The sequence below is a fragment of the Egicoccus sp. AB-alg6-2 genome, from assembly GCF_041821025.1.
Taxonomy (GTDB): domain Bacteria; phylum Actinomycetota; class Nitriliruptoria; order Nitriliruptorales; family Nitriliruptoraceae; genus Egicoccus.
This window is the reverse complement of sequence record NZ_JBGUAY010000002.1, coordinates 1-21,446: the sequence shown is the minus strand read 5'-3', so window position 1 is coordinate 21,446 and position 21,446 is coordinate 1. Positions and strand designations below refer to the sequence as shown.

Annotated in this window: 19 protein-coding genes; 7 read left to right on the top strand and 12 right to left on the bottom strand. The window is 71.4% G+C overall.

Annotation, left to right across the window (positions count from 1 at the left end; all coding sequences use genetic code 11):
• Nucleotides 1–20: 20 nt before the first annotated feature.
• The 5 genes from ACERMF_RS02670 to ACERMF_RS02650 form a co-directional block, all read right to left on the bottom strand.
• Nucleotides 21–1,379, bottom strand: a complete 1,359-nt coding sequence (locus ACERMF_RS02670) for an amino acid ABC transporter substrate-binding protein (protein ID WP_373667474.1) — start codon at nucleotides 1,377–1,379, stop codon at nucleotides 21–23.
• 419 nt (nucleotides 1,380–1,798) lie between these two features.
• Nucleotides 1,799–3,247 (bottom strand): NAD-dependent succinate-semialdehyde dehydrogenase, encoded by a 1,449-nt coding sequence (locus ACERMF_RS02665; protein WP_373667473.1) that lies wholly within the window; start codon nucleotides 3,245–3,247, stop codon nucleotides 1,799–1,801.
• A 63-nt stretch (nucleotides 3,248–3,310) separates the two neighbouring features.
• Nucleotides 3,311–4,291 carry an alpha-ketoacid dehydrogenase subunit beta gene (locus ACERMF_RS02660; RefSeq protein WP_373667472.1) on the bottom strand — a complete coding sequence of 327 codons (981 nt, stop codon included), beginning with the start codon at nucleotides 4,289–4,291 and terminating at the stop codon, nucleotides 3,311–3,313.
• The gene (locus tag ACERMF_RS02655) at nucleotides 4,279–5,256 is read right to left on the bottom strand and encodes a thiamine pyrophosphate-dependent dehydrogenase E1 component subunit alpha (RefSeq protein ID WP_373667900.1); all 978 of its coding nucleotides are present in this window, start codon (nucleotides 5,254–5,256) and stop codon (nucleotides 4,279–4,281) included. Before ACERMF_RS02655 ends, ACERMF_RS02660 begins: the two co-directional genes overlap by 13 nt.
• 173 nt (nucleotides 5,257–5,429) lie before the next feature.
• Complete coding sequence (locus ACERMF_RS02650) at nucleotides 5,430–6,608, bottom strand: M24 family metallopeptidase (protein WP_373667899.1); 1,179 nt, start codon at nucleotides 6,606–6,608, stop codon at nucleotides 5,430–5,432.
• A 355-nt stretch (nucleotides 6,609–6,963) separates the two neighbouring features.
• Between ACERMF_RS02650 and ACERMF_RS02645 the strand changes: the two genes are divergently transcribed.
• The 4 genes from ACERMF_RS02645 (at nucleotide 6,964) to ACERMF_RS02630 (ending at nucleotide 10,229) form a co-directional block, all read left to right on the top strand.
• Entirely contained in the window at nucleotides 6,964–7,992 is a 1,029-nt protein-coding gene (locus tag ACERMF_RS02645; protein WP_373667471.1) for a nitrile hydratase subunit alpha, read from the top strand.
• A gap of 45 nt (nucleotides 7,993–8,037) precedes the next feature.
• Nucleotides 8,038–9,120 (top strand): LacI family DNA-binding transcriptional regulator, encoded by a 1,083-nt coding sequence (locus ACERMF_RS02640; RefSeq protein ID WP_373667470.1) that lies wholly within the window; start codon nucleotides 8,038–8,040, stop codon nucleotides 9,118–9,120.
• A gap of 108 nt (nucleotides 9,121–9,228) precedes the next feature.
• Complete coding sequence (locus tag ACERMF_RS02635) at nucleotides 9,229–9,864, top strand: carboxymuconolactone decarboxylase family protein (RefSeq protein ID WP_373667469.1); 636 nt, start codon at nucleotides 9,229–9,231, stop codon at nucleotides 9,862–9,864.
• 71 nt (nucleotides 9,865–9,935) lie between these two features.
• Nucleotides 9,936–10,229 (top strand): SH3-like domain-containing protein, encoded by a 294-nt coding sequence (locus tag ACERMF_RS02630; RefSeq protein ID WP_373667468.1) that lies wholly within the window; start codon nucleotides 9,936–9,938, stop codon nucleotides 10,227–10,229.
• On the opposite strand, the gene ACERMF_RS02625 is transcribed toward ACERMF_RS02630, so the two are convergent.
• Genes ACERMF_RS02625 through ACERMF_RS02615 form a run of 3 tightly spaced genes read right to left on the bottom strand, consistent with a single transcriptional unit; the run spans nucleotide 10,209 to nucleotide 13,027 of the window.
• Entirely contained in the window at nucleotides 10,209–11,099 is an 891-nt protein-coding gene (locus ACERMF_RS02625; protein ID WP_373667467.1) for an EamA family transporter, read from the bottom strand. The genes ACERMF_RS02630 and ACERMF_RS02625 overlap by 21 nt on opposite strands.
• A gap of 54 nt (nucleotides 11,100–11,153) precedes the next feature.
• Complete coding sequence (locus ACERMF_RS02620) at nucleotides 11,154–12,419, bottom strand: arginine deiminase (protein ID WP_373667466.1); 1,266 nt, start codon at nucleotides 12,417–12,419, stop codon at nucleotides 11,154–11,156.
• Between the two features lie 2 nt (nucleotides 12,420–12,421).
• On the bottom strand, nucleotides 12,422–13,027 hold the full coding sequence (locus ACERMF_RS02615) for an NYN domain-containing protein (protein WP_373667465.1): 606 nt from the start codon (nucleotides 13,025–13,027) through the stop codon (nucleotides 12,422–12,424).
• A gap of 104 nt (nucleotides 13,028–13,131) precedes the next feature.
• Here ACERMF_RS02615 and ACERMF_RS02610 point away from each other — a divergent pair, with 104 nt between their 5' ends.
• Entirely contained in the window at nucleotides 13,132–13,785 is a 654-nt protein-coding gene (locus tag ACERMF_RS02610) for an O-methyltransferase (RefSeq protein ID WP_373667464.1), read from the top strand.
• Between the two features lie 96 nt (nucleotides 13,786–13,881).
• Here ACERMF_RS02610 and ACERMF_RS02605 read toward each other — a convergent pair whose 3' ends face one another.
• The 3 genes from ACERMF_RS02605 to ACERMF_RS02595 form a co-directional block, all read right to left on the bottom strand.
• Nucleotides 13,882–14,679, bottom strand: coding sequence for an META domain-containing protein (locus ACERMF_RS02605; RefSeq protein WP_373667463.1), 798 nt, complete (start codon nucleotides 14,677–14,679; stop codon nucleotides 13,882–13,884).
• A gap of 44 nt (nucleotides 14,680–14,723) precedes the next feature.
• Nucleotides 14,724–15,170, bottom strand: a complete 447-nt coding sequence (locus ACERMF_RS02600; RefSeq protein WP_373667462.1) for a DMT family transporter — start codon at nucleotides 15,168–15,170, stop codon at nucleotides 14,724–14,726.
• 149 nt (nucleotides 15,171–15,319) lie between these two features.
• A complete protein-coding gene (locus tag ACERMF_RS02595) occupies nucleotides 15,320–16,333 on the bottom strand; it encodes a murein hydrolase activator EnvC (RefSeq protein ID WP_373667461.1) in 1,014 nt (337 codons plus the stop codon).
• Between the two features lie 226 nt (nucleotides 16,334–16,559).
• On the opposite strand from ACERMF_RS02595, the gene ACERMF_RS02590 reads away from it, so the two are divergent.
• Nucleotides 16,560–18,509: a protein meaA gene (locus ACERMF_RS02590; protein ID WP_373667898.1), complete on the top strand. Its 1,950-nt coding sequence runs from the start codon at nucleotides 16,560–16,562 to the stop codon at nucleotides 18,507–18,509.
• A 244-nt stretch (nucleotides 18,510–18,753) separates the two neighbouring features.
• Nucleotides 18,754–20,727, top strand: a complete 1,974-nt coding sequence (locus tag ACERMF_RS02585; RefSeq protein WP_373667460.1) for a S8 family serine peptidase — start codon at nucleotides 18,754–18,756, stop codon at nucleotides 20,725–20,727.
• 49 nt (nucleotides 20,728–20,776) lie between these two features.
• Here the strand turns inward: ACERMF_RS02585 and ACERMF_RS02580 are convergent.
• Nucleotides 20,777–21,446, bottom strand: a 670-nt coding sequence (locus ACERMF_RS02580; RefSeq protein ID WP_373667459.1) for a PxKF domain-containing protein, incomplete at its 5' end; no start/stop codon positions are given.

The following is a 21,446-nucleotide window of genomic DNA, read 5'->3' as shown; positions in this document are numbered from 1 at the left end:
CCCGGCCGGTGGTTGCGGTTTCAGTCGCCCGAGCCGGCCTGCAGCGAACGTCCGTCGCTTGCGGCGTCCTCGGGGTGCACGACGTACCAGCCACCGTCCTGGATCTGCTTGATGGTCTGGATGTCGTCGCCGTAGTTCTGCTCGTCGGCGCGGTACTCGAAGGTGCCCTGGACCGTGTCGATCGGGTTGTTGAGCAGCCAATCGGCGATTTCGTCGTGGTCGAGGCACTGACAGCCCTCGACCCCGGCGACCAGGACCTGCCACGCCGCCCACGACGCACCCGCCTGGGTCTCGGGGTCGGTGTAGGACAGCCCCTCCTCCTCGGCGCCGGCGCGGTACCGGTCGACGAGTTCCTGCGCGCCCTCGTTGGAGAGGTAGGGCTCGTAGGGCTCGAAGATGGTCACCGAGGTGGCGCCTTCGGCGAGCTCACCGGCGGCGAGCATCGGACCTGGCGCCGGCCACTGGTAGAAGTGGTTGCGCGGCGTGTATCCGAGCTGGGCCAGCGAGGCCAGCAGGTTGGTGCCGTCCTCACCGAGCGCACCGACGTAGAGCAGGTCGGCGTCGGCCTCGGCGACGCGCTGCGCGATGCCGGAGAAGTCGGTGGTCCCGATGTCGAACGAGAGGTCGAGGACGACGTCGAGCCCCATCTCCTCGGCGACACGGAGCGCACCGCCGCCGCCCCGCAGGGCGCCCTGGTCGCCGTCGACGCCGTAGACCAGGAAGTCGGTGCCCGGGAAGCGGTTGGTCACGAACGCGACGGTCTGCGGGGCGTCGTCACCGAGCGACTCGTAGGCCTCGAAGACCTTGCGCGGCGTGGTGTGGTGGGTGTTGAGGCCCACGAACCAGGTCGGGAAGTGCTTGTCGTAGGTGTAGGCGTAGGTGAGGCTGGCGGTGTGGTGCGGGAACACGTAGCCGTAGCGCTCGGCCACGGCCATGGCCGCGGTGATCGAGCCGGTGCCGTAGGGACCCATGACGAGGTCGACCCCGTCCTGGGTGATCAGCCGCTCGTAGAGGGCTGCGGACTGCTCCGGCTGCGACTCGTCGTCGAGCACGGTCCACTCCACGGGCCGCCCGAGCAGGCCGCCCTGCTCGTTGAGCATCTCGACGAACTGCTCGGCGACGATCTCGTGGATCTTCGCCGTCGGTGCGAAGGGACCGGTCAGGGCGAGCGCCCCGCCGATCTGGATCGGGTCACCGGACGGCTCCGGTGCGGCCTCGCCGTCCTCGCCCGTCTCACCCTCCGCGTCGTCCCCACCGTCGTCGGGGGCCGTGTCCTCGGGCGCCGCGGCGTCCGGTTCGGTCGTGTCGGCACCGCCGCACGCGACGACGCCCAGCGACATCGCGGCCAGCAGCGCGATCCATCGGGACCGTACTCGCATGAAGTCCTCCCGCGGCGTCTCCCGGGCCCCGGATGCGAACGTTTGCAGAACCGCGACGCGATCCCATCCCTCGTCACGCATCCGACAGCGGACACCTGCCCGCCGCGTAGAGCCCTCCCAAGCCGCACGCCGACGCTATACGCGCCCCCGAATGATGTCAAACGTTTGCATTGGCCCTTTCGGGCCGGTTAGCCAGCGTTTTGTGGCCGGAAGCCGATACGCAGCGCGCCGCACGGGTCATCCCGGGTCATGTCGCGCCAGCGCCGCTCTGTCGCGCCCCGCGCGCACCAATGCGGCGCTGGCGCGACAACGATCCACCCGCGCGACATGACCCGGGCCGCGTCACCCCACCCCTCGCCGGACGCGGCGCGGCCCGCCCCTTTCGAGGGCGGGCCTCGCCGGACGTTCGCTGCGTCAGCTCACCAGGCGGCGGCGATGTACTGGGTCTCGAGGAACTCGAGCAGGCCCTCGTGGGCGCCCTCGCGGCCGAGACCGCTCTGCTTCATGCCGCCGAACGGCGCCGCCGGGTCGGACACGAAGCCGCGGTTGAGCCCGACGATGCCGGCCTCGATCGCCTCGCAGGCACGCAGGCCGTGGGCGAGGTCGCCGCTGTAGACGTAGGCGGCGAGCCCGAACTCGGTGGCGTTGGCGAGCTCGATCGCCTCGTCGTCGCTGCTGAACGAGGTGACCGGCGCCACGGGGCCGAAGATCTCGTGCGCGAGCAGCGGGTCGTCGCGGTCGACGCGCGAGAGCACGGTCGGCTCGTAGAACCAGCCCGGGCCAGACGGCGACTTGCCACCGACCAGCACCTTGGCGCCGCCGGAGGCCGACTGGTCGACCATGCCGGCGATCTCCTCGCGGGCGCCCTCGTTGATGACCGGGCCGACGTCGTTGCTCTTGTCCATGCCCGGACCCAGCTTGAGTGCGCCCATCTGCTCGGCGAGCTTGCGCGAGAACTCCTCGGCCACGCTGTCGTGCACGAGGAAGCGGTTGGCGGCGATGCACGACTCCCCGCCGTTGCGCATCTTGGCGACCATGGCGCCCTCGACGGCGGCATCGAGGTCGGCGTCGCCGAAGACGACGAACGGCGCGTTGCCGCCGAGCTCCATGGAGCAGTTGAGGATCTGCTGGGCCGCCTGCTCGAGCAGCATCCGGCCGACCTCGGTCGAGCCGGTGAACGACACCTTGCGCACCCGCGGGTCCTGCAGCATCGTGCCCACCGTCGCACCCGAGCGGCGCGAGGGGATCACGTTGACCACACCGGCTGGCGCCCCCGCCTCGGTCAGCATCTCGCCGAGCAGCAACGCCGTCAGCGGGGTGTCGGAGGCCGGCTTGAGGACGACGGTGCAGCCGGCCGCCAACGCAGGACCGATCTTGCGCGTGGCCATCGCCGCCGGGAAGTTCCACGGCGTCACCAGCACGGACACGCCGACGGGCCGGTGCTGGGCGATGATGCGCTTGTCGCCGCCCGGAGCCATGGAGATGCCGCCGATGGCGCGCACGGCCTCCTCGCCGTACCAGCGGTAGAACTCGGCCGAGTAGGTCAGCTCGCCGATGGCGTCGCCCCAACTCTTGCCGCTCTCGCGAACGATCACCTCGGCGAGTTCGTCGCGCCGGTCGATGATCGCCTGGTAGGCCCGTCGCAGGACCTCGCCGCGTTCGCGCGGCGGGGTCGCGCGCCACTCGGCCGCGGCCGCGTCGGCGGCGGCGACCGCCGCGGTGGCGTCCTCGGCCGAGCCCGACGCGACCGAGGCGATGACCTCGCCGGTGGCCGGGTCGTGCACGTCGAAGCGCTCGCCATCGCTGGCGGGCTGCCACGACCCGCCGATGGACAGGTCCGTTGGGATCTTCGCGATGACGTCCGACATGTCAGCTCCCTGGCGTGGGTCGCGGGTCGTTGCGAGGCGGCCGGGTGCGCCCCGGCCGCCGCGTCAGCCGACGACCTTGGCGACCGTCTCGGTGATGCGGTCGACGTTGGGCAGCGTCTCGTCCTCGAGCGTGTCCGCGCTCGGCAACGGCACGTGCGGGGTGGTGATGCGGGTCAGGGGTGCGTCGAGGTCCCAGAAGCACTCCTCGCCCACGATCGAGACCACCTCGGCTCCCCAGCCGCACAGACGGGGATTCTCCTCGACGGTGACCAGCCTGCTGGTCCGCGACACCGACTCCAGGACGGTGCGCGTGTCCATCGGCACCAGCGAGCGCAGGTCGATGACCTCGGCGGAGATGCCGTGCTCCTCCTGGAGCCGCTCGGCGGCAGTCACCGCGCGCGGCACCATCGCGGCCAGCGCCACGATCGTGACGTCGTCGCCCTTGCGCACCGTCTTGGCGACGCCGAGCTCGTCGACGATCTCGCCGTCGGGCACCTCGCCCTTGGTCGGATACAGCGACTTCTGCTCGAAGAACAGCACCGGGTCGTCGCTGCGCACCGAGGCGGCGAACAGCCCGATCAGGTCGGCCGGGGTCGAGGGAGCGACCACCTTCAGGCCGGGGATCATCATGGCCCAGTTCTCGACCGCCTGCGAGTGCTGGGCGCCGAAGCGCAGGCCGCCACCGTTGGCGGTGCGGATGACCAGCGGGACCTTGACCTGGCCCGCCGTCATGTAGCGCGACTTGGCGATCTCGACTGCGACGATGTCCCAGCAGGTGGCCAGGAAGTCGGAGAACATGATCTCGGCGATCGGGCGCATGCCGGTCATCGCAGCGCCCATCGCCGCGCCGAGGATGGCTTCCTCGGAGATCGGGGTGTCGCGCACCCGGGTCGGCCCGAACTCGTCGAGCAGGCCCTTGGTGGCCTTGAACACGCCGCCCGCCGCCGCGATGTCCTCGCCGAGGAACACCACCGACTCGTCGCGACGCATCTCCTGGGCGATGGCCTTGGCCACCGCCTCGCGGTAGGTGATCAGTTCCGCCATGACGAACCTCCGTCCGCCCACACGTCGGTGAACGCGCTGTCGATGTCGGGCAGTGGGCCGTTCTTGGCTGCCTCGGTGGCGGCGTCGACGTCGGCCTGTGCCTGCTGTTCGATCTCGTCGAGGACGCCGGCGTCGACCCCGAGGTCGAGCAGCCGCTGCCGGTAGAACGGCAGCGGGTCCTTGGCCAGCCACTCCTCGACCTCTTCCTTGGGCCGGTAGTCGCCCGGGTCGGCCCGCGAGTGGCCGCCGTGGCGGTAGGTCATCGCCTCGAACATCGTCGGGCCGCCCCCGGAGCGGGCCTTGTCGATGGCCTTCTTCGCCTCGAGGTGGACCGCCTCGGGGTCGTTGCCGTCGACCACGATCCGCTCGAGCCCGTAGGCGGCGGCGCGGTCGGCGGCGGGGTGCTCGACCGCCGTCACGTCGGCGATGGCGGTGTACTCCATCCAGAGGTTGTTCTCGCACACGAACACGACCGGCAGGTTCCACACGACGGCGAGGTTGAGCGCCTCGTGGAACGCGCCGATGTTGGTGGCGCCGTCACCGAAGAAGCACACCGTCACCTGGTCGCTGCCGCGCAGCTGGGCCGACCACGCCGAACCGACGGCGATCGGCAGGTGGGCGCCGATGATGGCGTAGCTCCCCATCACACCGTGCTCGATGCTGGTGAGGTGCATCGAGCCGCCCTTGCCCGCGCAGACGCCGTTCGCGCGGCCGAGCAGTTCCGCCATCACGCCGTCCATCGGCGTGCCGCGCGCCAGCGTGTGGGCGTGGCCGCGGTAGGTGCAGTAGGTGTAGTCGTCGGGGTTCATCGCCTCGGCGACCCCGGCCGCGACCGCCTCCATGCCGAGCGAGAGGTGCGAGGTGCCCTTGACCAGGCCCTCCATGAACAGCCGGTAGGCGCGCTCCTCGAAGCGCCGCAGCCGCACCACCTGGCGGTACAGGCCGAGGCGCGTCTCCTCGCTCAGTTCCTCGCCACCGGCCGGCTTCGCGGGCTTGGGACGCGGCGCACCCTTGCGCGCGGCGGTCTTCTTGGCCGCCGTCTGCTTCGCGGCCGTCTGCTTCGCGGCCGTCTTCTTCGCGGCCGTCTTCTTGGCCGTCTTCTTCGCGGTCGTCGTTGCCACGTTGGTAGGCCTTCGTCTCAGTACTTGTTGGTGATGAACAGTTCTTCGGCCGGGAACAGCGTCAGCAGTTCGGCGCCGTCGGCGGTCACGACGATCTCCTCCTCGATGCGCGCGGCGGAGCGGCCGTCCGAGGCGGGGCAGTAGGTCTCGAGGGCGAACACCATGCCCTCCTTGATCTCGACGGGGGTCTCGATCGAGTTCAGGCGCGAGATGATCGGACGTTCGTGGAGTCCGAGTCCGAGCCCGTGGCCGAACTGCAGCCCGAACGCCTCCATCTCGGAGTCGAAGCCGAACTCCTCGGCCTTGGGCCACAGCCGGGCGATCTCGTCGGTGCCGACGCCCGGCTTGACGGCCTGGATGGCGGCGTCGATCCACTCGCGCGCCTTGGCGTAGGCGTCGTGGTGGGCCTGGGTGGCGCGCCCGACCGCGAAGGTGCGGTAGTAGCAGGTGCGGTAGCCGTTGTAGGCGTGGATGATGTCGAAGTAGGCCGTGTCGCCGGGGCGCACGTAGCGGTCGGAGAACACGTGCGGGTGAGGGCTGCAGCGCTCGCCGGCGATGGAGTTGATCGCCTCGACCTGTTCCGAGCCCATCTCGATCAACCGCTTGGTCGCGAGCGCGACGATGTCGTTCTCGCGCACCCCCGGCTTGAGCACCTCGGAGATGTCCTGGTAGACGCCGTCCACCATCGCCGCCGCCTGGCTCAGCAGCATGATCTCGTCGGCGTTCTTGATCTCGCGGGCGTCGAGCATCACCTGCTGGCCGTCGCGGACGTCCATGCCGGCCGCCTCGAGCTCGCGCAGGACCGCGACCTCGACGGTGTCGACGCCGACGGGCATGTCCGCGACGCCCTCCTCGCGCAGGATGGCCGCGATCTCCTGGGCCGCGTTCTTCGGCAGCCCGGAGGTCGGCGCGATCGCCCCCTGCAGGCCGAGGTTGCCGCCCAGCGACTGCGAGCTGTCGATCCAGGGCGAGTACATGCGGTGGTTCTTCGCGGCCGAGCCGAAGTCCCAGATCCACGGTGAGCCGCCGCGCGTGAGCAGCGCCCACCGCTCGGTCTTGTTGTAGGCCCAGGTGCCGATGTGCGTCGCCGTGAGGTAGCGCACGTTGGAGGTCTCGAACACGAGCACGGCGCCGAGGTCGCTGGCTTCCAGCGCCGCCTTGGCGCGCTGCAGCCGGTAGTTCCGCAGCCGGTCCATGTCGACCCGCTGTTCCCAGTCCACCTGCTGGATCCCTGGGGCCGCGATACCGCTCTGCGCGAACTCCACCACCGTCGTCTCCCCTCCCGGGCGCGGCCACCGGTTCGAACGCCCCGTGTGCCGTGCAAACGTTTGCTTTCCGCTGCTCAAGATAGAACACCCGCCTCGGGGGCGTCAAGGCATGGCCCGCCCACGGTGTCGGATCCCGCGGCGGCACGCCACCTCCGCGCGTCGGGCCACGGCGACTGCGCGCTCGGCGCAGCGGGGCGCGACCGGACTCGTGTTCGGCGCTTGCCTTCCGATGTGCAATCGATTTCTATGACCCGTCGATCCACCACATCGAGGACGAGCCGTCATGAGCGCACACGGGGACCACGACGACCACGGGGGCGGTCACGTCCACATCCACGACCCCGAGGGGCACGTGCGGGCGGTCGAGACCGACTTCGAGTACTTCCGGCGCAAGCGGCTCGAGTCACGCGTCCTGCACTTCCTGCGGCGCGGCATCATCACCTTCGCCGACCTGCTCGCCGCGGCACCCGACCACACCACGGCCACGCCCTGGCACGAGCGCAGCTGGGCGGACGCGGACGGCCCGATCCGCTTCGTCGAGGACGAGCTCGACCGGCTCGTGCGCGGGATCGCCACGGTGACCGTCCCCCACCAGGGCGCCGAGCCGGTCGCGATCGACGACACGCGGCGCGAGCGGGGCGACTACGACCCGTTCTTCAAGATCGCGCCGCGCGACCTCGGCAAGGGCGAGCTCGACGAGCGCCTGGCCGCCGTCGCCGGCGAACTCGACGACGCCCACCGGCTGCTCGAGGCGTTCACGACCGCGATGCTCCGTCGGGGGCGCATCACCTCCGAGCAGCTCGAGGCGCGCCGGCAGGAGCTGTCGCGGATCGACCACCGCAACGGTGCGCGGATCACCGCCCGGGCGTGGCTCGACCCCGCCTTCAAGGAGCGCCTGATCGCCACCGGACGGGAGGCGGTCCGCGAGCTGGACATCCCGCCGGGAAAGCTGGGGCGCCTCGGGGTCGCGGAGAACACCGACGAGGTCCACAACATCGTGGTGTGCACGCTGTGCTCGTGCTATCCCCACGACCTGCTGGGCAACCCGCCCTGGTGGTACCGCACCGACACCTACAAGGAACGGATCGTCCGCGACCCACGCGCCACGATCCGCGACATGTTCGGCATCGACCTGCCCGACGAGGTCCGCGTCCGGGTCCACGACTCGACCTCGGACGTGCGCTGGATGGTGCTGCCCCAACGCCCCGACGGCACCGAGGGGATGGACGAGGACGCCCTGGCGGAACTCGTCACCGCCGAGAGCCTGGTCGGGGCGGCGCTGGTGCCCCCGCCCGGGTCGGCCCCCGCGTAGGCTGCGCGCCCTGTCGTCCTGCCGCGCCGAAGGGCTTGCCGTCACATGGCCCGACCCACGATGGCCCACATCGCCGCGGCCACGGGCGTGTCGGTCGCGACGGTCTCGCGGGCACTGAACCAGGCAACCGCCGACAGCCTGCGCCCCGAGACCGTCAGCCGCATCCGGCGGGCGGCCGACGAGCTCGGCTACGAGGTCAACCTCGTCGCCCGAGGTTTGCGTCGACAGCGCTCGGCGACCCTGGGCATGCTCGTTCCGGACCTGACCAATCCCTTCATGCCGCCGGTGGTCCGGGCGATCGAGAACGCACTCGGTGCCAGCGACTACACCCTGGTGGTGTCGAACACCGACAACGACCCGGCCCGCGAACGTGTCGTGATCCGCGCCATGCTGGCGCGGCAGGTCGAGGGACTCCTGCTCGCGACGGCCCGGCTGGATCCCGACTGGCGGCCGGCCACGCCGCCCGACCTCCCCGTCGTGTTGATCAACCGTGGCAGCGGTCTGCCGCTGCCGAGCGTCGTGCCGGACGACACCGGCGGCGTCGAACGCGTGGTCGCCCACCTGCTCGAGCTCGGGCACCGTCGGCTCGGACACGTCGCCGGGCCGCCGGAGATCTCCACGGGCCGCAACCGCGCCCGCGCCTTCCTGGCCGTCACGGCCGCATCCGGCGTCGCGTCGCCCGCCGACGTCGAGACGACGCGCCGGCTCACCGTCGACGAGGGGCATCGGGCCGCCGGCGCCCTGCTGCGCCGACGCCCGGACCTGACCGCGCTGGTCGCCGCGAACGACCTCGTCGCCGTCGGTTGCCTGCGCGCGCTGCGCGAACTGGGTCGCCGGGTCCCGGACGACGTCTCGCTGACCGGCTTCAACGACATGCAGTTCGTCGACCTGCTCGACCCGCCACTGACGACGGTGCGCATCGACCACGAGCGCCTCGGCAGCGTGGCGGCGAACGTCCTGCTGGCACAGCTCACCGCACGGGACGCGACGTCGGTGGCTGAAGGCGTGACGTCGGCGGATCAGGACGGGACGTCGGCGGATCAGGACGCGACGCCCACGGCCGTCCACACGGTCGAGACGCACCTCCTCGTCCGGGCCTCCACCGCTGCGCCACCGGCGGTGCCCTGACGGCGGGCCTCGGCAGCCGCGCCGTCGAGCTCTTGACGGGACGACGTGCACATGGTTCCGTGTGGAGACGTTCTGCAATCGATTACATCGCCGCCGGAGGGAGCCGACATGGAACAGCAGATCAGTTACGTCCCGCTCGAGGACATGGACGAGCGCATGCGCGAGGAGATGGCGCGCTGTGCCCGGGAAGGGACCCCACGCCCCGAGAGCAGCGCGGTGCGAGCCCACGTTCCGGCCGCGTTCTGGTTCTTCGCCGACTCGTGGAAGGCGCTGTTCCACGAGGGCGTGGTCGAGCACGAGTTGAAGGACCTGTGCCGGGTCTACATCTCGCGAACCGTCAAGTGCGAGTACTGCGGCAACCAGCGCTCGGAGAAGGCGCTGAAGGCCGGGCTCGAGGAGGCGCAGTACGACGAGCTGCTCAACTTCGAGTCGTCCGACCGCTACGACGAGCGGCAGAAGGCGGCGCTCGCCTATGCGCAGGCCATCGCCTGGGGTCCGGGCGCCGAGGGCGAGCTGGAGCTGCTGTGGAAGCGGCTGCACCAGCACTTCAGCGAAGCCGAACTGGTCGAGCTCGGCTGCGCGATCGGCCTGACGCTGGGCCAGCAGAGCTGGATCCGGCTGCTCGGCATCGACCACCACCAGTTCATGGCGGGTACGACGGCCTCCATGGCGCCGGGGTTCGAGTCCGCCGACGCGCTGCAGCAGAGCAAGGCGTCGGAGGACTACTGGGCGCACAGCCACTGAGCCGGAATACTGAGCACGGACGGTTGAGCACCAACGACTGAGCGCGAGCGACTGAGCACGGGCGACGGAGCATGGACGAGCACGACGTCGGGCACCTGCGGACGGGACAACGTGTGCAGGTGCTCGACGACGTGACCGACGGCAACCCGCGCACGCCGAACTACCTGCGCGGGCGCATCGGCACGATCGTGCGGCGCCACGGGATCGTGGACAACCCCCTCGACCACCGGCAGGCCTACCCACCGCTGTACTCGGTGCTGTTCGACCTCGACGACGGCCGGGCGCCGCACGACCAGGTGCTGGCCGACCTGCACGAGGAGTGGCTGCGCCCCGCCGAGGGAGACTCAGCCGAGGACGAGCAGTAGCGATCCGGAGACCGTGAGGGCGGCGCCCAGCAGCACCCGTTGCTGCGCCCGCCCGGTGAGCCGGTCGCCGCCGATCCGCGATGCCAGCACGACCACGGTGATGGGCGTCAGCTGCAGCAGTGCCAGCACGGTGGCGACGGGAGCGAGGTCGAACGCCGTCCACTGCATCCAGATCGCGAACGACGCCGCCAGCCCCACGATCAGCAGCAGGCGGCGGGTCCCCGGCTCCACCACGGAGCGCCGTGCACGCCGGCGGGTGAGCAGCACCGCGAGGCCGTAGACGACCGCGCTGGCGAGCATGCCGATGGCCGCGCCCGCCAGCGGCGACGGCAGCCCCTCGAGCCCACGGCGGATGAGGACCGGCGACGACGACCAGCACAGTGCGGTCGCGAGTCCGGCGGCCACGCCCAGCCTCGCGTCCGCCACCGGGGTGTCGGCGGCACCGCGTCGCGCGCTGACGATGGCGACGCCGCTGACGACCACCAGCAGACCGACGACGTCCTGGGGCGAGAGCGCCTCACCGAGCGCGAGCGCGGCGATCAGGGCACCGAAGAGGGGGACGGTGCCGATGAGGATGCCGGTGCGGGCGGCGCCGAGGCGGACCTGGCTCCAACCGAGGAAGGTCCAGCCGCAGAAGAAGTGCACGAAGCCGGCGGCCGCGCACAGCAGCAGCGAGGTGAGCGGCGCCGAGGGGACGAGCGCGAGCCCACCGGTCAGGCCCGCGACCAGCAGCAGCAGCACCGCGCCGACGCCCATGACCGTCGAGGTCCCGCGGTAGACATCGACGCCGAGCAGCGCCCGCCGGTTGACCAGTTGGTAGACGGCGAAGGCGACGGCGGCGAGCAGCGCCGGAACGACCCCTGCCACCACGCGCCTCCGGCTCTGCCTACGATCGGCGCAAGCTAGCGCTGCAATCGTTTGAAGTCACGTTCCCAGTGGATCGCGCTGCACCGGACACGACATGCACCGCGGCCCACCACGGCCACGCGGCAGCTCGTAGGACGGGATGGTGTGGACCGTGACGCCTGCCGTCTCGAGGATCTCGTTGGTCGCGACGTTGCGCTCGTAGGCCACCACCACGCCCGGGCTGACGGCGAGGGTGTTGTTGGCGTCGTTCCACTGCTCGCGTTCGGCCCGGACCGAGCCGAGGGCCGGCTCGATCGCCCTGGCGTGGTCGAGTCCGGCCGCCCAGGCCAGCCCCTGCACGAACCCCTGGCGTTCGGCGACGTGGATCCCGCCGCCGGGTCGCGGCGTGACGGCGTAGCTGCGCAGGCTGGCCGTCATCGTCGGGTAGGTGATGAAGGCGTCCACGTCGACCTGCGTCACGATCGTGTCGAGGTGCATCGCCGCGCGCACCTTGGGCAGGTCGACCGCCAGCACGCGGTCGACGACGCCGGCGTCGAACAGCGCGGTCGCCAGTGCCTCGACCCCGGCGGGGCTGGTGCGCTCCGACATGCCGACGGCCAGGCCGCGGTCGCCGACGACCAGCAGGTCGCCGCCCTCGAAGGTGGCCGGGAAGTAGTCGGTCACCTCGCCGCCGAACCAGATCGGGTGCTCGGCGAACCTCGGGTGGTGCGAGTAGACGGTGCGCAACAGGTCGGTCTCCCGCCGGCGTACGAGCCGGTTCATCGGCGAGAGCACGACCCCCTCACCGATCCAGGCCGACGAGTCGCGGGTGAACACCGCGTTCGGCAGTGCCTGCAGCAGCATCTCGGACGGGCCGCTGACGGCGGTGACCAGGCCGTCGCCGGGACCGACCTCCTCGACGGTCACCCCGCCGATCAGGTGCTCGACGAGCTGACGTGGTTCGGTGTCCAGCAGCAGGTCGCGGACCCGCTCGACCGCCTGCGGGCCGCAGGTGCGGTCGGTCACGTGGCGCTCGACGACCGCGCGGGCGACCTCGGGGTCGGCGACGACCTCGGCGAGCAGTTCCTCGACGTAGAGCACCTCGACGCCGAGGCCGCCCAGGACCTTGGCGAAGGCGTCGTGTTCGAGTTGGGCGTGCTCGACCCACAGCAGTTCGTCGAACAGCAACTGGTCCATGTTGCTTGGGGTGATGCGTTCGACCTCGGTGCCGGGACGGTGCAGCAGCACGGTGCGAAGCGCCCCGACCTCGGAGCGGACCGACGGTGCCTTCGTGCCCGGTGCGGTCTCGGCGACCTGCGCCTGCGGTGACTCCTGCGGTGCCATGCTCACTCCCCCCAGCCGGGCGACGACTGCGAGGCGCCCAACCGGCCCCGCGGCTCGAACCAGCGGCCTTCGACCGGCAGCAACTCCAGCGTCAGGCGCGGCAGCGGCTCGCCGAACAGGCCCTCGATGGACTCGAGGTCGACGAACCGCATGCCCTCGGCGGTGGACAGTCCGCCGGCGAACTCCGCGAAGCCGAGCACGTTGACCACGACGCCACGTTCGGACAGCTCCTCCAGCGGTTCGAGGAACGCGCGCGCGTCGTTCGAACCGACGTAGACGGCGTCGAGGTCACCCTCGTCGTAGCGGTCCCACAGGTGGGCGACCATGTCGTCGTCGACGTCGCTGTCGCCGTGCTTGGGCTTGGCGAAGACGCGGTAGCCCTGCTCGAGCAGCCACATGACCCAGCCGCGCATCGGTCCGGCCACGTGGGGCGCGACGTTGACGAACACGGCGGCCTCGACCGCGTCGCCCGGGTCGGCGTGGTCGACCAGCCACGAGCCGAGGACGGCCAGGTCGGGCCGCTCCTTGGGGGTGGGCTTGCCCTCGATGATGTTGGCCAGCGTCATGTCGACGTTGGGTGCGTCCCAGACCAGCACGTGACGTCCCACGCGGGCTCCTCCTGCTCGGGCGTGGCGCACCCTAGGCCGCGGTGGATGCCCGGCGTCATTCGTCGTGGCACGATCCGCCACCATCCGCACACGAAGGACGCGCCGTGCCGCTGCTCCCGCCCGAGGTCGACGACTACCTGACCGCCCTGGCCGGGACGGGACTGCGCGACGCGGTCCTCGACGAGATGGAGGGCCGCGCCCGCGAGCACGGGTTCCCGATCGTCGGACGCGCGGTCGGCCGCCACCTCGAACTGCAGGCACGGGCGATCGGCGCCCGGCGTGTCATGGAACTCGGCAGCGGCTTCGGCTACTCGGCCTTCTTCTTCGCCCGCGCGGTGGGTGAGCATGGGGAGGTCGTCTGCACCGACGGCGACCCCGACAACGCGGCCCTCGCCGAGGGCTACCTGCGCCGCGCCGGGCTGTGGGAGCGGATCGACTACCGCGTCGGCGACGCGCTGACCTCGTTCGCGCAGCTCGAGGGCGAGTTCGACGTCGTCTACTGCGACATCGACAAGGACGGCTACCCCGACGCCTGGGAGGCAGCCCGCGACCGGGTGCGCGTCGGCGGGCTGTTCGTCTGCGACAACACCTTGTGGGGTGGCCGCGTGGCGGGGATCGGGACCGGCACGTCGGCGGGCCGCGACGCGGTGACCCCGGCGATCGTGGCCATGACCCGGGCGGTCGCCGACGACGAGCGCTACCTCAACTCGCTGGTCCCGCTGCGCGACGGCGTGCTGGTGGCGCTGCGCGTCGCCTGATCGACGGACATCGGGCGCCTTGCGACATCGGGCGCCTTGCGGCAGCGGGCGCCCGGCGGCAGCAGGGCAAGCGGCGGCGCGTCATCCCTCGGCGCGTCATCCCTCGGCGCGGAACTGCAGGCCGGTGTCGCTGCGGGTCGCGTGCAGCGTGAGCAGGTCGCCGTCGACCTCGGCGGTGAAGGCGCCGTCGAAGACCTCGAGGATGCGTTGCTGCTCGGGGTCGTCGTGCAGACAGACGGCGTCCTCGTCGGCGTACTCGTAGCTGGAGGAGGTGATGCGGAACTCCGCGCCCTGCTCGACCCATTCCGCCGCGACGCGCACGCAACTGGTCTGCAGCTCCAGCGTGCCCTGGCCGAGTCGTAACTCGGCGGGGTCACCGGCCTGGCTGACCGCGGCGGCGTCCCCCTCGCCGTGGACCACCGACTCCAGGCGCCAGGTGGTGCCGAGCAGCGCCTCGGTCGGCGCGTCCGGCTCGCGGTCGTAGAGAAGCCTGGCGTCAGGGCCGGTCAGGGTCAGTACGTCCCCCTCGACGGTGACGGTGTCCACGCCGGCGAGTGCGTCGAGGTAGCGCCGCTCGACCTCCATCAGCGGCTGCTCGCAGGCCATCTCGGTGCCGCCCAGTCCGCCGACTTCGATGGCGTCGCCGTCCAGCGCCACCTCGGCGCCGTAGTGGTTGCAGCCCGACACACCCCCGAGCTGGTCGCTGGCCTCGTCGAACCGCAACGTGACCCTGGCACCGTCGGCGACCAGCACCGACCCGGCCGGACCCTCGCCCTCGGTCAGCAGCCAGGTCGACCCGGTCAGCTCGTCGCGGTCGGCGGTCGAGGGCGCGGGCGGCGGGTCGCTGCAGCCGCCGAGCGTCAGCAGTAACACGGCAAGGAGGAGGCGGGTCACGAGGCGCATGCCGGTGGGACGACGGTGCAGGGGCGCCGGTTGCATCACGCCGGCACGGGGCCGCGGCTGGCGACCACGTACACGCCGGCCACGATCAGCAGCGCGCCGACGACCCGCACGGGGTCCAGCGCGACCGCCCGCCCGATCAGGCCGGTCGCCTCGAGCGCGAAGCCGACCACCAGCTGCATCCCGGTGACGATCGCCAGCGTCGAGGCGAGCCCGAGCCCGCCGACGGCGACCGCGATACCGGTCACGAGCAGCATGCCGGCCACGCCGGCGAGCAGCCCCCACGGTGCCTGGCGCACGGCGGCGAGCTCGAATCCGAGCCGCGGAGCGACGAGCACGCCGAGCACCCCGAACGCCAGCCCGCCGACGTGGACCCAGACCGCGGCGACGAACGGGTTGAGGTTCTCCCCGAACACCCCGATGATCGCCGATTGGATGGCGATGAGGGTGCCGGCGAGCAGGGCGGCGAGAACGGCGATCGTCACGGGCGGACCTGTCCACGGAGGCGAGCCGACCGAGCGTAGGCGACCAGCACGAGCAGCCACGGCGCCCCGGGAAGCGGCCGCCGGTGACCGTTCAGACCGACCACGGTCCGTCGCGCGCGCACCTTGATACGGAACCGGCGCCAGAGGAATCAGAAGCAGGCGGCAGCGAGGAAGGGGTAGGGGTTGACCGAGGCGCCACCGCCGGGCTTGCGCTCGAAGTGGATGTGCGGGGCGCCGCCGCGGGCGTTGCCGGTGTCGCCGTTGTAGGCGACGAGGTCGCCGGCCTCCACACGGGTGCCGACGGCGCCGAGCGGCGCGTAGCCCTGCAGGTGGGTGTAGTAGTAGACGTTGCCGTCGTCGCCCTGCAGGTACAGCGAGATGCCGCCGAGCCCGCCCTGCGTGTGCCGCGCGATGGTGCCGCCGGTGATGGCGTACACCTCGGCGCCCATGGGACCGAACACGTCGGTGCCCTTGTGACGGCGCCCACCCGAGCGCGGGTGGCCCCAGGTGTCGCGGAAGTGGGTGATGCGCGGGTTCATGGGGCAGGCGTAGACGCCCGACTGTTCGCCGCGGTCGATGGTGCGCTGCCGGTCGGCGCGCTCCTGGAGCGAGGCGAGCTCTGCCTCGGCGTCCTCGAGGCGGTCGGCGAGTCGGGCCTGCTGTTGCTCGAGTCGGGCTTCGAGTGCGTGCAGTTCGGCACGTCGGTCGTCGGCGAGTCGGCGGGCCTGGTCGAGGGAGGTGCGGGTGGCGACCGCGTCCTCAAGGCTCGCGCCCTGGCGGAACTGCAGTGCGGCGATCAGTCCGGCCCGCTCGACGGCGTTCTGCGGCCCGCGGGCGGCGAGCAGTGACTGCAGCGTCGCGGTGGATCCGTGCATGAACACCGAGCGGGCACGGTCACCGAGCAGGGCGGTCAGGCGCCGGGCCTCGCCCTCGAGATGCTGTTCGCGTGCCTCGATGGTGAGCAGTTCGGTCCGGACGGTCTCCACCTCGGCCCAGACGGCCTCGTACTCCTGCGTGGCAGCGTCGAGGTCGTCGCGCAGCCCCTCGACGCGGTCGCGGACGGCGTCCAGTTCCTGCGCACCGGCCGCGGGTCCGGAGGCGAGGACGAGGCCGAGCGCCAACGCCAACGACCGCAGCGCGGACGAGGGGCAGGACGCGGACATGGACGACCTCGAGGTTGCGGCCACCGCAGAGGGCGGCCCGCAGGAGGTGCCACGCCCCACCCCGGCGCGACACCACGAGCCACGAGCGCGAAGCTAAGCCCAATCCTCACGGTGCCTCAAGTCGTCGACGACCCCGCTTCGGGTTCCGTTCCGGCCATACGAGGGGGTTACGCTCCGAAACGGAGGGAGGTGCATCGTGAGCGAGCGACGTGACCGGCCGTGGTTGATGCGCACCTATTCGGGGCATTCCTCGGCGGCGGCCTCGAACGCGCTGTACCGCGCCAACCTCGCCAAGGGCCAGACCGGGCTGTCGGTGGCCTTCGACCTGCCGACCCAGACCGGGTACGACAGCGACCACGTGCTCGCGCGCGGCGAGGTCGGCAAGGTCGGCGTCCCGGTCGGCTCCCTCGATGATCTGCGCACCCTGTTCGAGGGCATCCCGCTGCAGCAGATGAACACCTCGATGACGATCAACGCCACCGCGATGTGGCTGCTGGCGCTCTACATCGCCGTCGCCGAGGAGCAGGGCGCCGACGTGTCGCAGCTCGCCGGCACGACGCAGAATGACATCATCAAGGAGTACCTGTCGCGCGGGACGTACGCGTTTCCGCCGGCACCGTCGTTGCGGCTGACCACCGACATCGTGGCCTACACGGTGACCAACCTGCCGAGGTGGAACCCGCTCAACATCTGCAGCTACCACCTGCAGGAGGCGGGCGCGACGCCGGTCCAGGAGTTGGCGTTCGCGCTGGCGAACGCGATCGCGGTGCTCGACGTCGTCCGTGAGCGTGGCCAGGTCCCCGAGGCCGACTTCGACCAGGTGGTCGGCCGGATCTCGTTCTTCGTCAACGCCGGGATCCGCTTCGTCGAGGAGGTCGCGAAGATGCGCGCCTTCGTCGAGCTGTGGGACCGCATCACGCGCGAGCGGTACGGGGTCACCGACCCGAAGCTGCGACGGTTCCGCTACGGCGTGCAGGTCAACTCGCTCGGGCTGACCGAACAGCAGCCCGAGAACAACATCGCGCGCATCCTGATCGAGATGCTGGGCGTGACGCTGTCCAAGGACGCGCGCGCCCGGGCGGTGCAGTTGCCGGCGTGGAACGAGGCGCTGGGCCTGCCGCGTCCGTGGGACCAGCAGCTGAGCCTGCGGATGCAGCAGGTGCTGGCGTTCGAGACCGACCTGTTGGAGAACGACGACCTGTTCGAGGGCTCGGTCGTCATGGACCGCAAGGTCGCCGAGCTGGTCGACGGTGCGCAGGCGCTGCTCGACGAGGTGTTGGCGCGTGGCGGTGCGATCGCCGCGGTCGACTTCATGAAGGCCGAGCTGGTCGCGTCCAACGCCCGTCGGCTGCGTCGCATCGAGGCCGGCGAGCAGCAGGTCGTCGGTGTCAACGTGTTCACCAGCGGTGAACCGTCGCCGCTGGTCGACGACGAGGGCGGGATCCTCGTGGTCGACGACGCCGCCGAGGCCGAGCAACTGGCGCGGCTGGAGGCGTGGCGTTCGTCGCGTGACGATGCCGCCGTGGCCGCCGCACTGGACGAACTGCGGTCGGCGGCGCAGTCGGACGCCAACCTGATGGAGGCCTCGATCGCGTGCGCGAGGGCGGGCGCGACGACCGGCGAGTGGACCGCCGTCCTGCGCGAGGTGTTCGGCGAGTACCGGGGCCCGACCGGCGTCGGCGAGCAGGCGCTGGCCGCCGGCGGACCGCTCGGCACCCAACTCGACGAAGCACGCCGACGCGTCCGTGACGTCGAGGCACGCGTGGGCCGCAAGCTGCGCATCCTCGTCGGGAAGCCGGGGCTCGACGGTCACTCCAACGGTGCCGAACAGGTCGCGATCCGCGCCCGCGACCTCGGCATGGAGGTCGTGTACGAGGGCATCCGGTTGACCCCGGAGCAGATCGTGCGCGCAGCGGTGGACGAGGACGTCCACGTCGTCGGCCTGTCGATCCTGTCGGGCTCGCACCTGTCGCTGGTTCCGCAGGTGGTCGAGGGCTTGCGCCGCGAGGGCCACGACGTCCCGGTGGTCGCGGGCGGCATCATCCCGCCGTCGGACGCCCGCAAGCTGCGCGAGGCGGGGGTGGCGGCGGTGTTCACCCCCAAGGACTTCGAGCTCACCGAGCTGCTGGTCGAGGTGGCCGAGCTGGTGGCACGGGGCCTGCAGCCGGCCGGCTGACGTCGGCGCGACGGCTGTGCGGCGCGTCGGCTGTGCGGCGCGTCGGCTGTGCGGCGCGTCGGCGCGGTGACCGCGCCCGTGGGCGTGTCGGCACGGTGACGGCAGGGGGGTCGGCGCGGTGACCGCGCCCGTGGGCGGTGAGGGCTCAAGCCCGGCGTGCCGGCGTCGATGAGTAGGGGGCATCGCCCCGCGCGCGCTGTCGTCCTCCGACGGCCGGGGCCCCGCCGTCGCTCAAGGGACACGGATGTCCACGCTCATCGCGCACTCGCGCCGCCACGCCCGCGTCGCCGCCGTCACGGCCGCCGCCGTCGTCGCCTCCCTGTTGGCCGGTGGGCCGGCCGACGCGTCGACGGATGCCGGCTCCGAGCCTGGCTCGACGGTTTCCTCGGTGAGCTCTGGTGCTGCGGACGCGTCCGATGCGGTGGACCGGATCGTCGTCGCGCTCGACGACCGCATCACCGCCGCTGGCTTCTCGTCCGGAGCGGTGACGGGTGCTGGTGCTGTCACCGGTGACGCGGCCGACCTCGTCGAGCAGGCTGCCGGACCGTCGGGCACGAGCGAGGTCGTCGAGGTCATCGACGAGCTCAACCTCCAGGTCGTCGAGGTTCCGGCCGGCGAGGGCGCCGCCGTGCTCGCCGAACTGGCCGCCGACGGCCGGGTCAAGTGGGCGGAACTCGACGTCGAGGTGCGCGCCGACGTGGTGCGCCCTAACGACGCCCTGTGGGGGCAGCAGTGGGGCCCGCAGCTGGTCGGCGCCGGGAAGGCGTGGACGCGCGGGACCGGGAGCCGGCAGGTGACGGTGGCGGTGCTCGACAGCGGTGTCGACGCCCGTCACCCGGACCTGGAGGGTGCGGTTCTGCCGGGTCGCTCGTTCGTCGCCGGGGTCACGAGCACCGCCGACGACAACGGTCACGGCACCTCGGCTGCCGGCATCATCGCCGCGCGCGGCGGGAATCGCGTCGGTGTCGCGGGGATGTGCTGGAGCTGCCAGATCCTGCCGGTGAAGGTGCTGGACAGCAAGGGCTCGGGGACGATGTCGGGCGTGGCCCAGGGGCTGATCTGGGCCGCGGACCAGGGCGCGCGTGTGGCGAGCCTGAGCCTGAGCAGCGCCGCGACCAGCCGGACGATCGACGACGCGGTCGCGTACGCGAATGCCAAGGGGATGCTCGTCGTCGCGTCCGCCGGGAACACCGGCAAGACCGAGGTTCGCTACCCCGCGGGGTTGCCCGGCGTGCTCGCGGTTGCCGGCAGCACGTCGCGCGACCAGCGCTACGACTGGTCGACGCACGGCGGCTGGGTCGACATCGCCGCGCCGGGGTGCAACGCCACCACGAGGGTGGGCGGCTCGTACGCCAACTTCTGCGGGACGTCCTCGGCGGCGCCGCTGGTCGCGGGTGCTGCGGCGCTGGCCTTCTCCGCTGCTCCGACCGCCACGCCGGCGCAGGTCCGCGACGCCCTGGAGCGCAGCGCGAAGAGCGCCAACGTCGGCGTGCGCACCGGCCGGATGCAGGTCGATGCCGCGATCGAGCGGTTGGTCCGCGCAACCGCGCCCGTGGCTCCCGCGCCCGCACCGGCTCCGGCGCCGGTCGAGGAGGCGACGCCGGCCGTCGCGCCGACACGCTCGATCAGCAATGCGTGCCCGGCAGGGATTCCGGCGCCGGTGACCACGGCCGGCGTGCACAGCCAGGCGGCAAGCTGCCTCGACTGGTGGGAGATCGGCATCTTCCCGACCAACGACTACCGCTCCGGGCAGGCACTCACGCGTGCCCAGTTCGCCGCAACGCTCGATCGGATGCTGAACGCGACCGGCCGGACCGAGCGGCCGTCAGCGGTGCCGGTGTTCCGCGACGTGGCCGGCCACCCGCACCAGGCAGCGATCGAGCGGTTGTCCGGACTGGGCGTGATCCTCGGGTACTCGGACGCGACGTTCGCGCCCGACGCGCCGATCCGCCGCGACCAGATGGCGACGCTGATGGCGCGCGTCGCCGAACAGCGTTACGGCCTCAGCCTGGCGGCGCCGAGCAGCCCGCGCTTCCGCGACGTGCCCGCGACCGCCACCCACGCGGCGGCGGTCGGGAAGCTGGCGGTGGCCGGCATCACGACCGGTGTGGACGGCCAGCGCTACGACCCCGCCGGTCACGTCACCCGCGGTCAGACTGCCAGCTTCGTCGCCCGCCTCCTCGACCTCCTGGTCGCCGAAGGTGCGGCGAGCCGCTGAACGCGAGTGAGGGGCACCCTTCCGGGTGCCCCTCACTGCTTCTACCGGCCTACTTCCTCAGCTTGAAGAAGGCTGAGAGGGTCGAACCATCCTGGAACGTGACGGTGGCGCGGTAACACGCTTCCCCCGCTTTCACCGTCGGCGTCTTCCAGTTCTGAATGAACTGCCCTTCCGTGGTGTCGTAGCGGAGCGCGGTGTTGCCCGTCGTGGTGATGTCCACTTCGTCGGAGCCGGCCACCACGGCGCTGCAGCTAGTCAGGGCCGTTGCACTGAATCCCTTGATGTCCTTCGTGTCCTTGAGCTCCGCCGAACCCGCGAAGAGGTTGAACTTCAACGGGATGGTGGCGCCACCCTTGGCGGTGTTCCAGACGGTCTTGGAGTCAGGCGCGATCACCCCACCATTCGGCAGGTGGACCGAGTTGCCGATCCCGACCGGCTGGTGGAACCCACGTGCGGTCCACCCGTCGATGACGAAGGTTGCCGATCCGGTGCTCGGCGCGTAGTTGGCGGAGCCGGTGAACGAACCATTGGCGGTCGCAGTACCGGGCATGGTGTTGTTCGAGTACGTGACACCAGCCGGAACGTCGAGACCATTGACGCCGGTAGCCCTGGCCGAGCACAGCTCGATCGGTGAACCGGTGAACATCACGTTCGCCGGGCAGGTCACCGTCGTGGTCGTCGCAGCCTTGCCGATCGTGAAGTCCTTCGAGTCGCTGCTG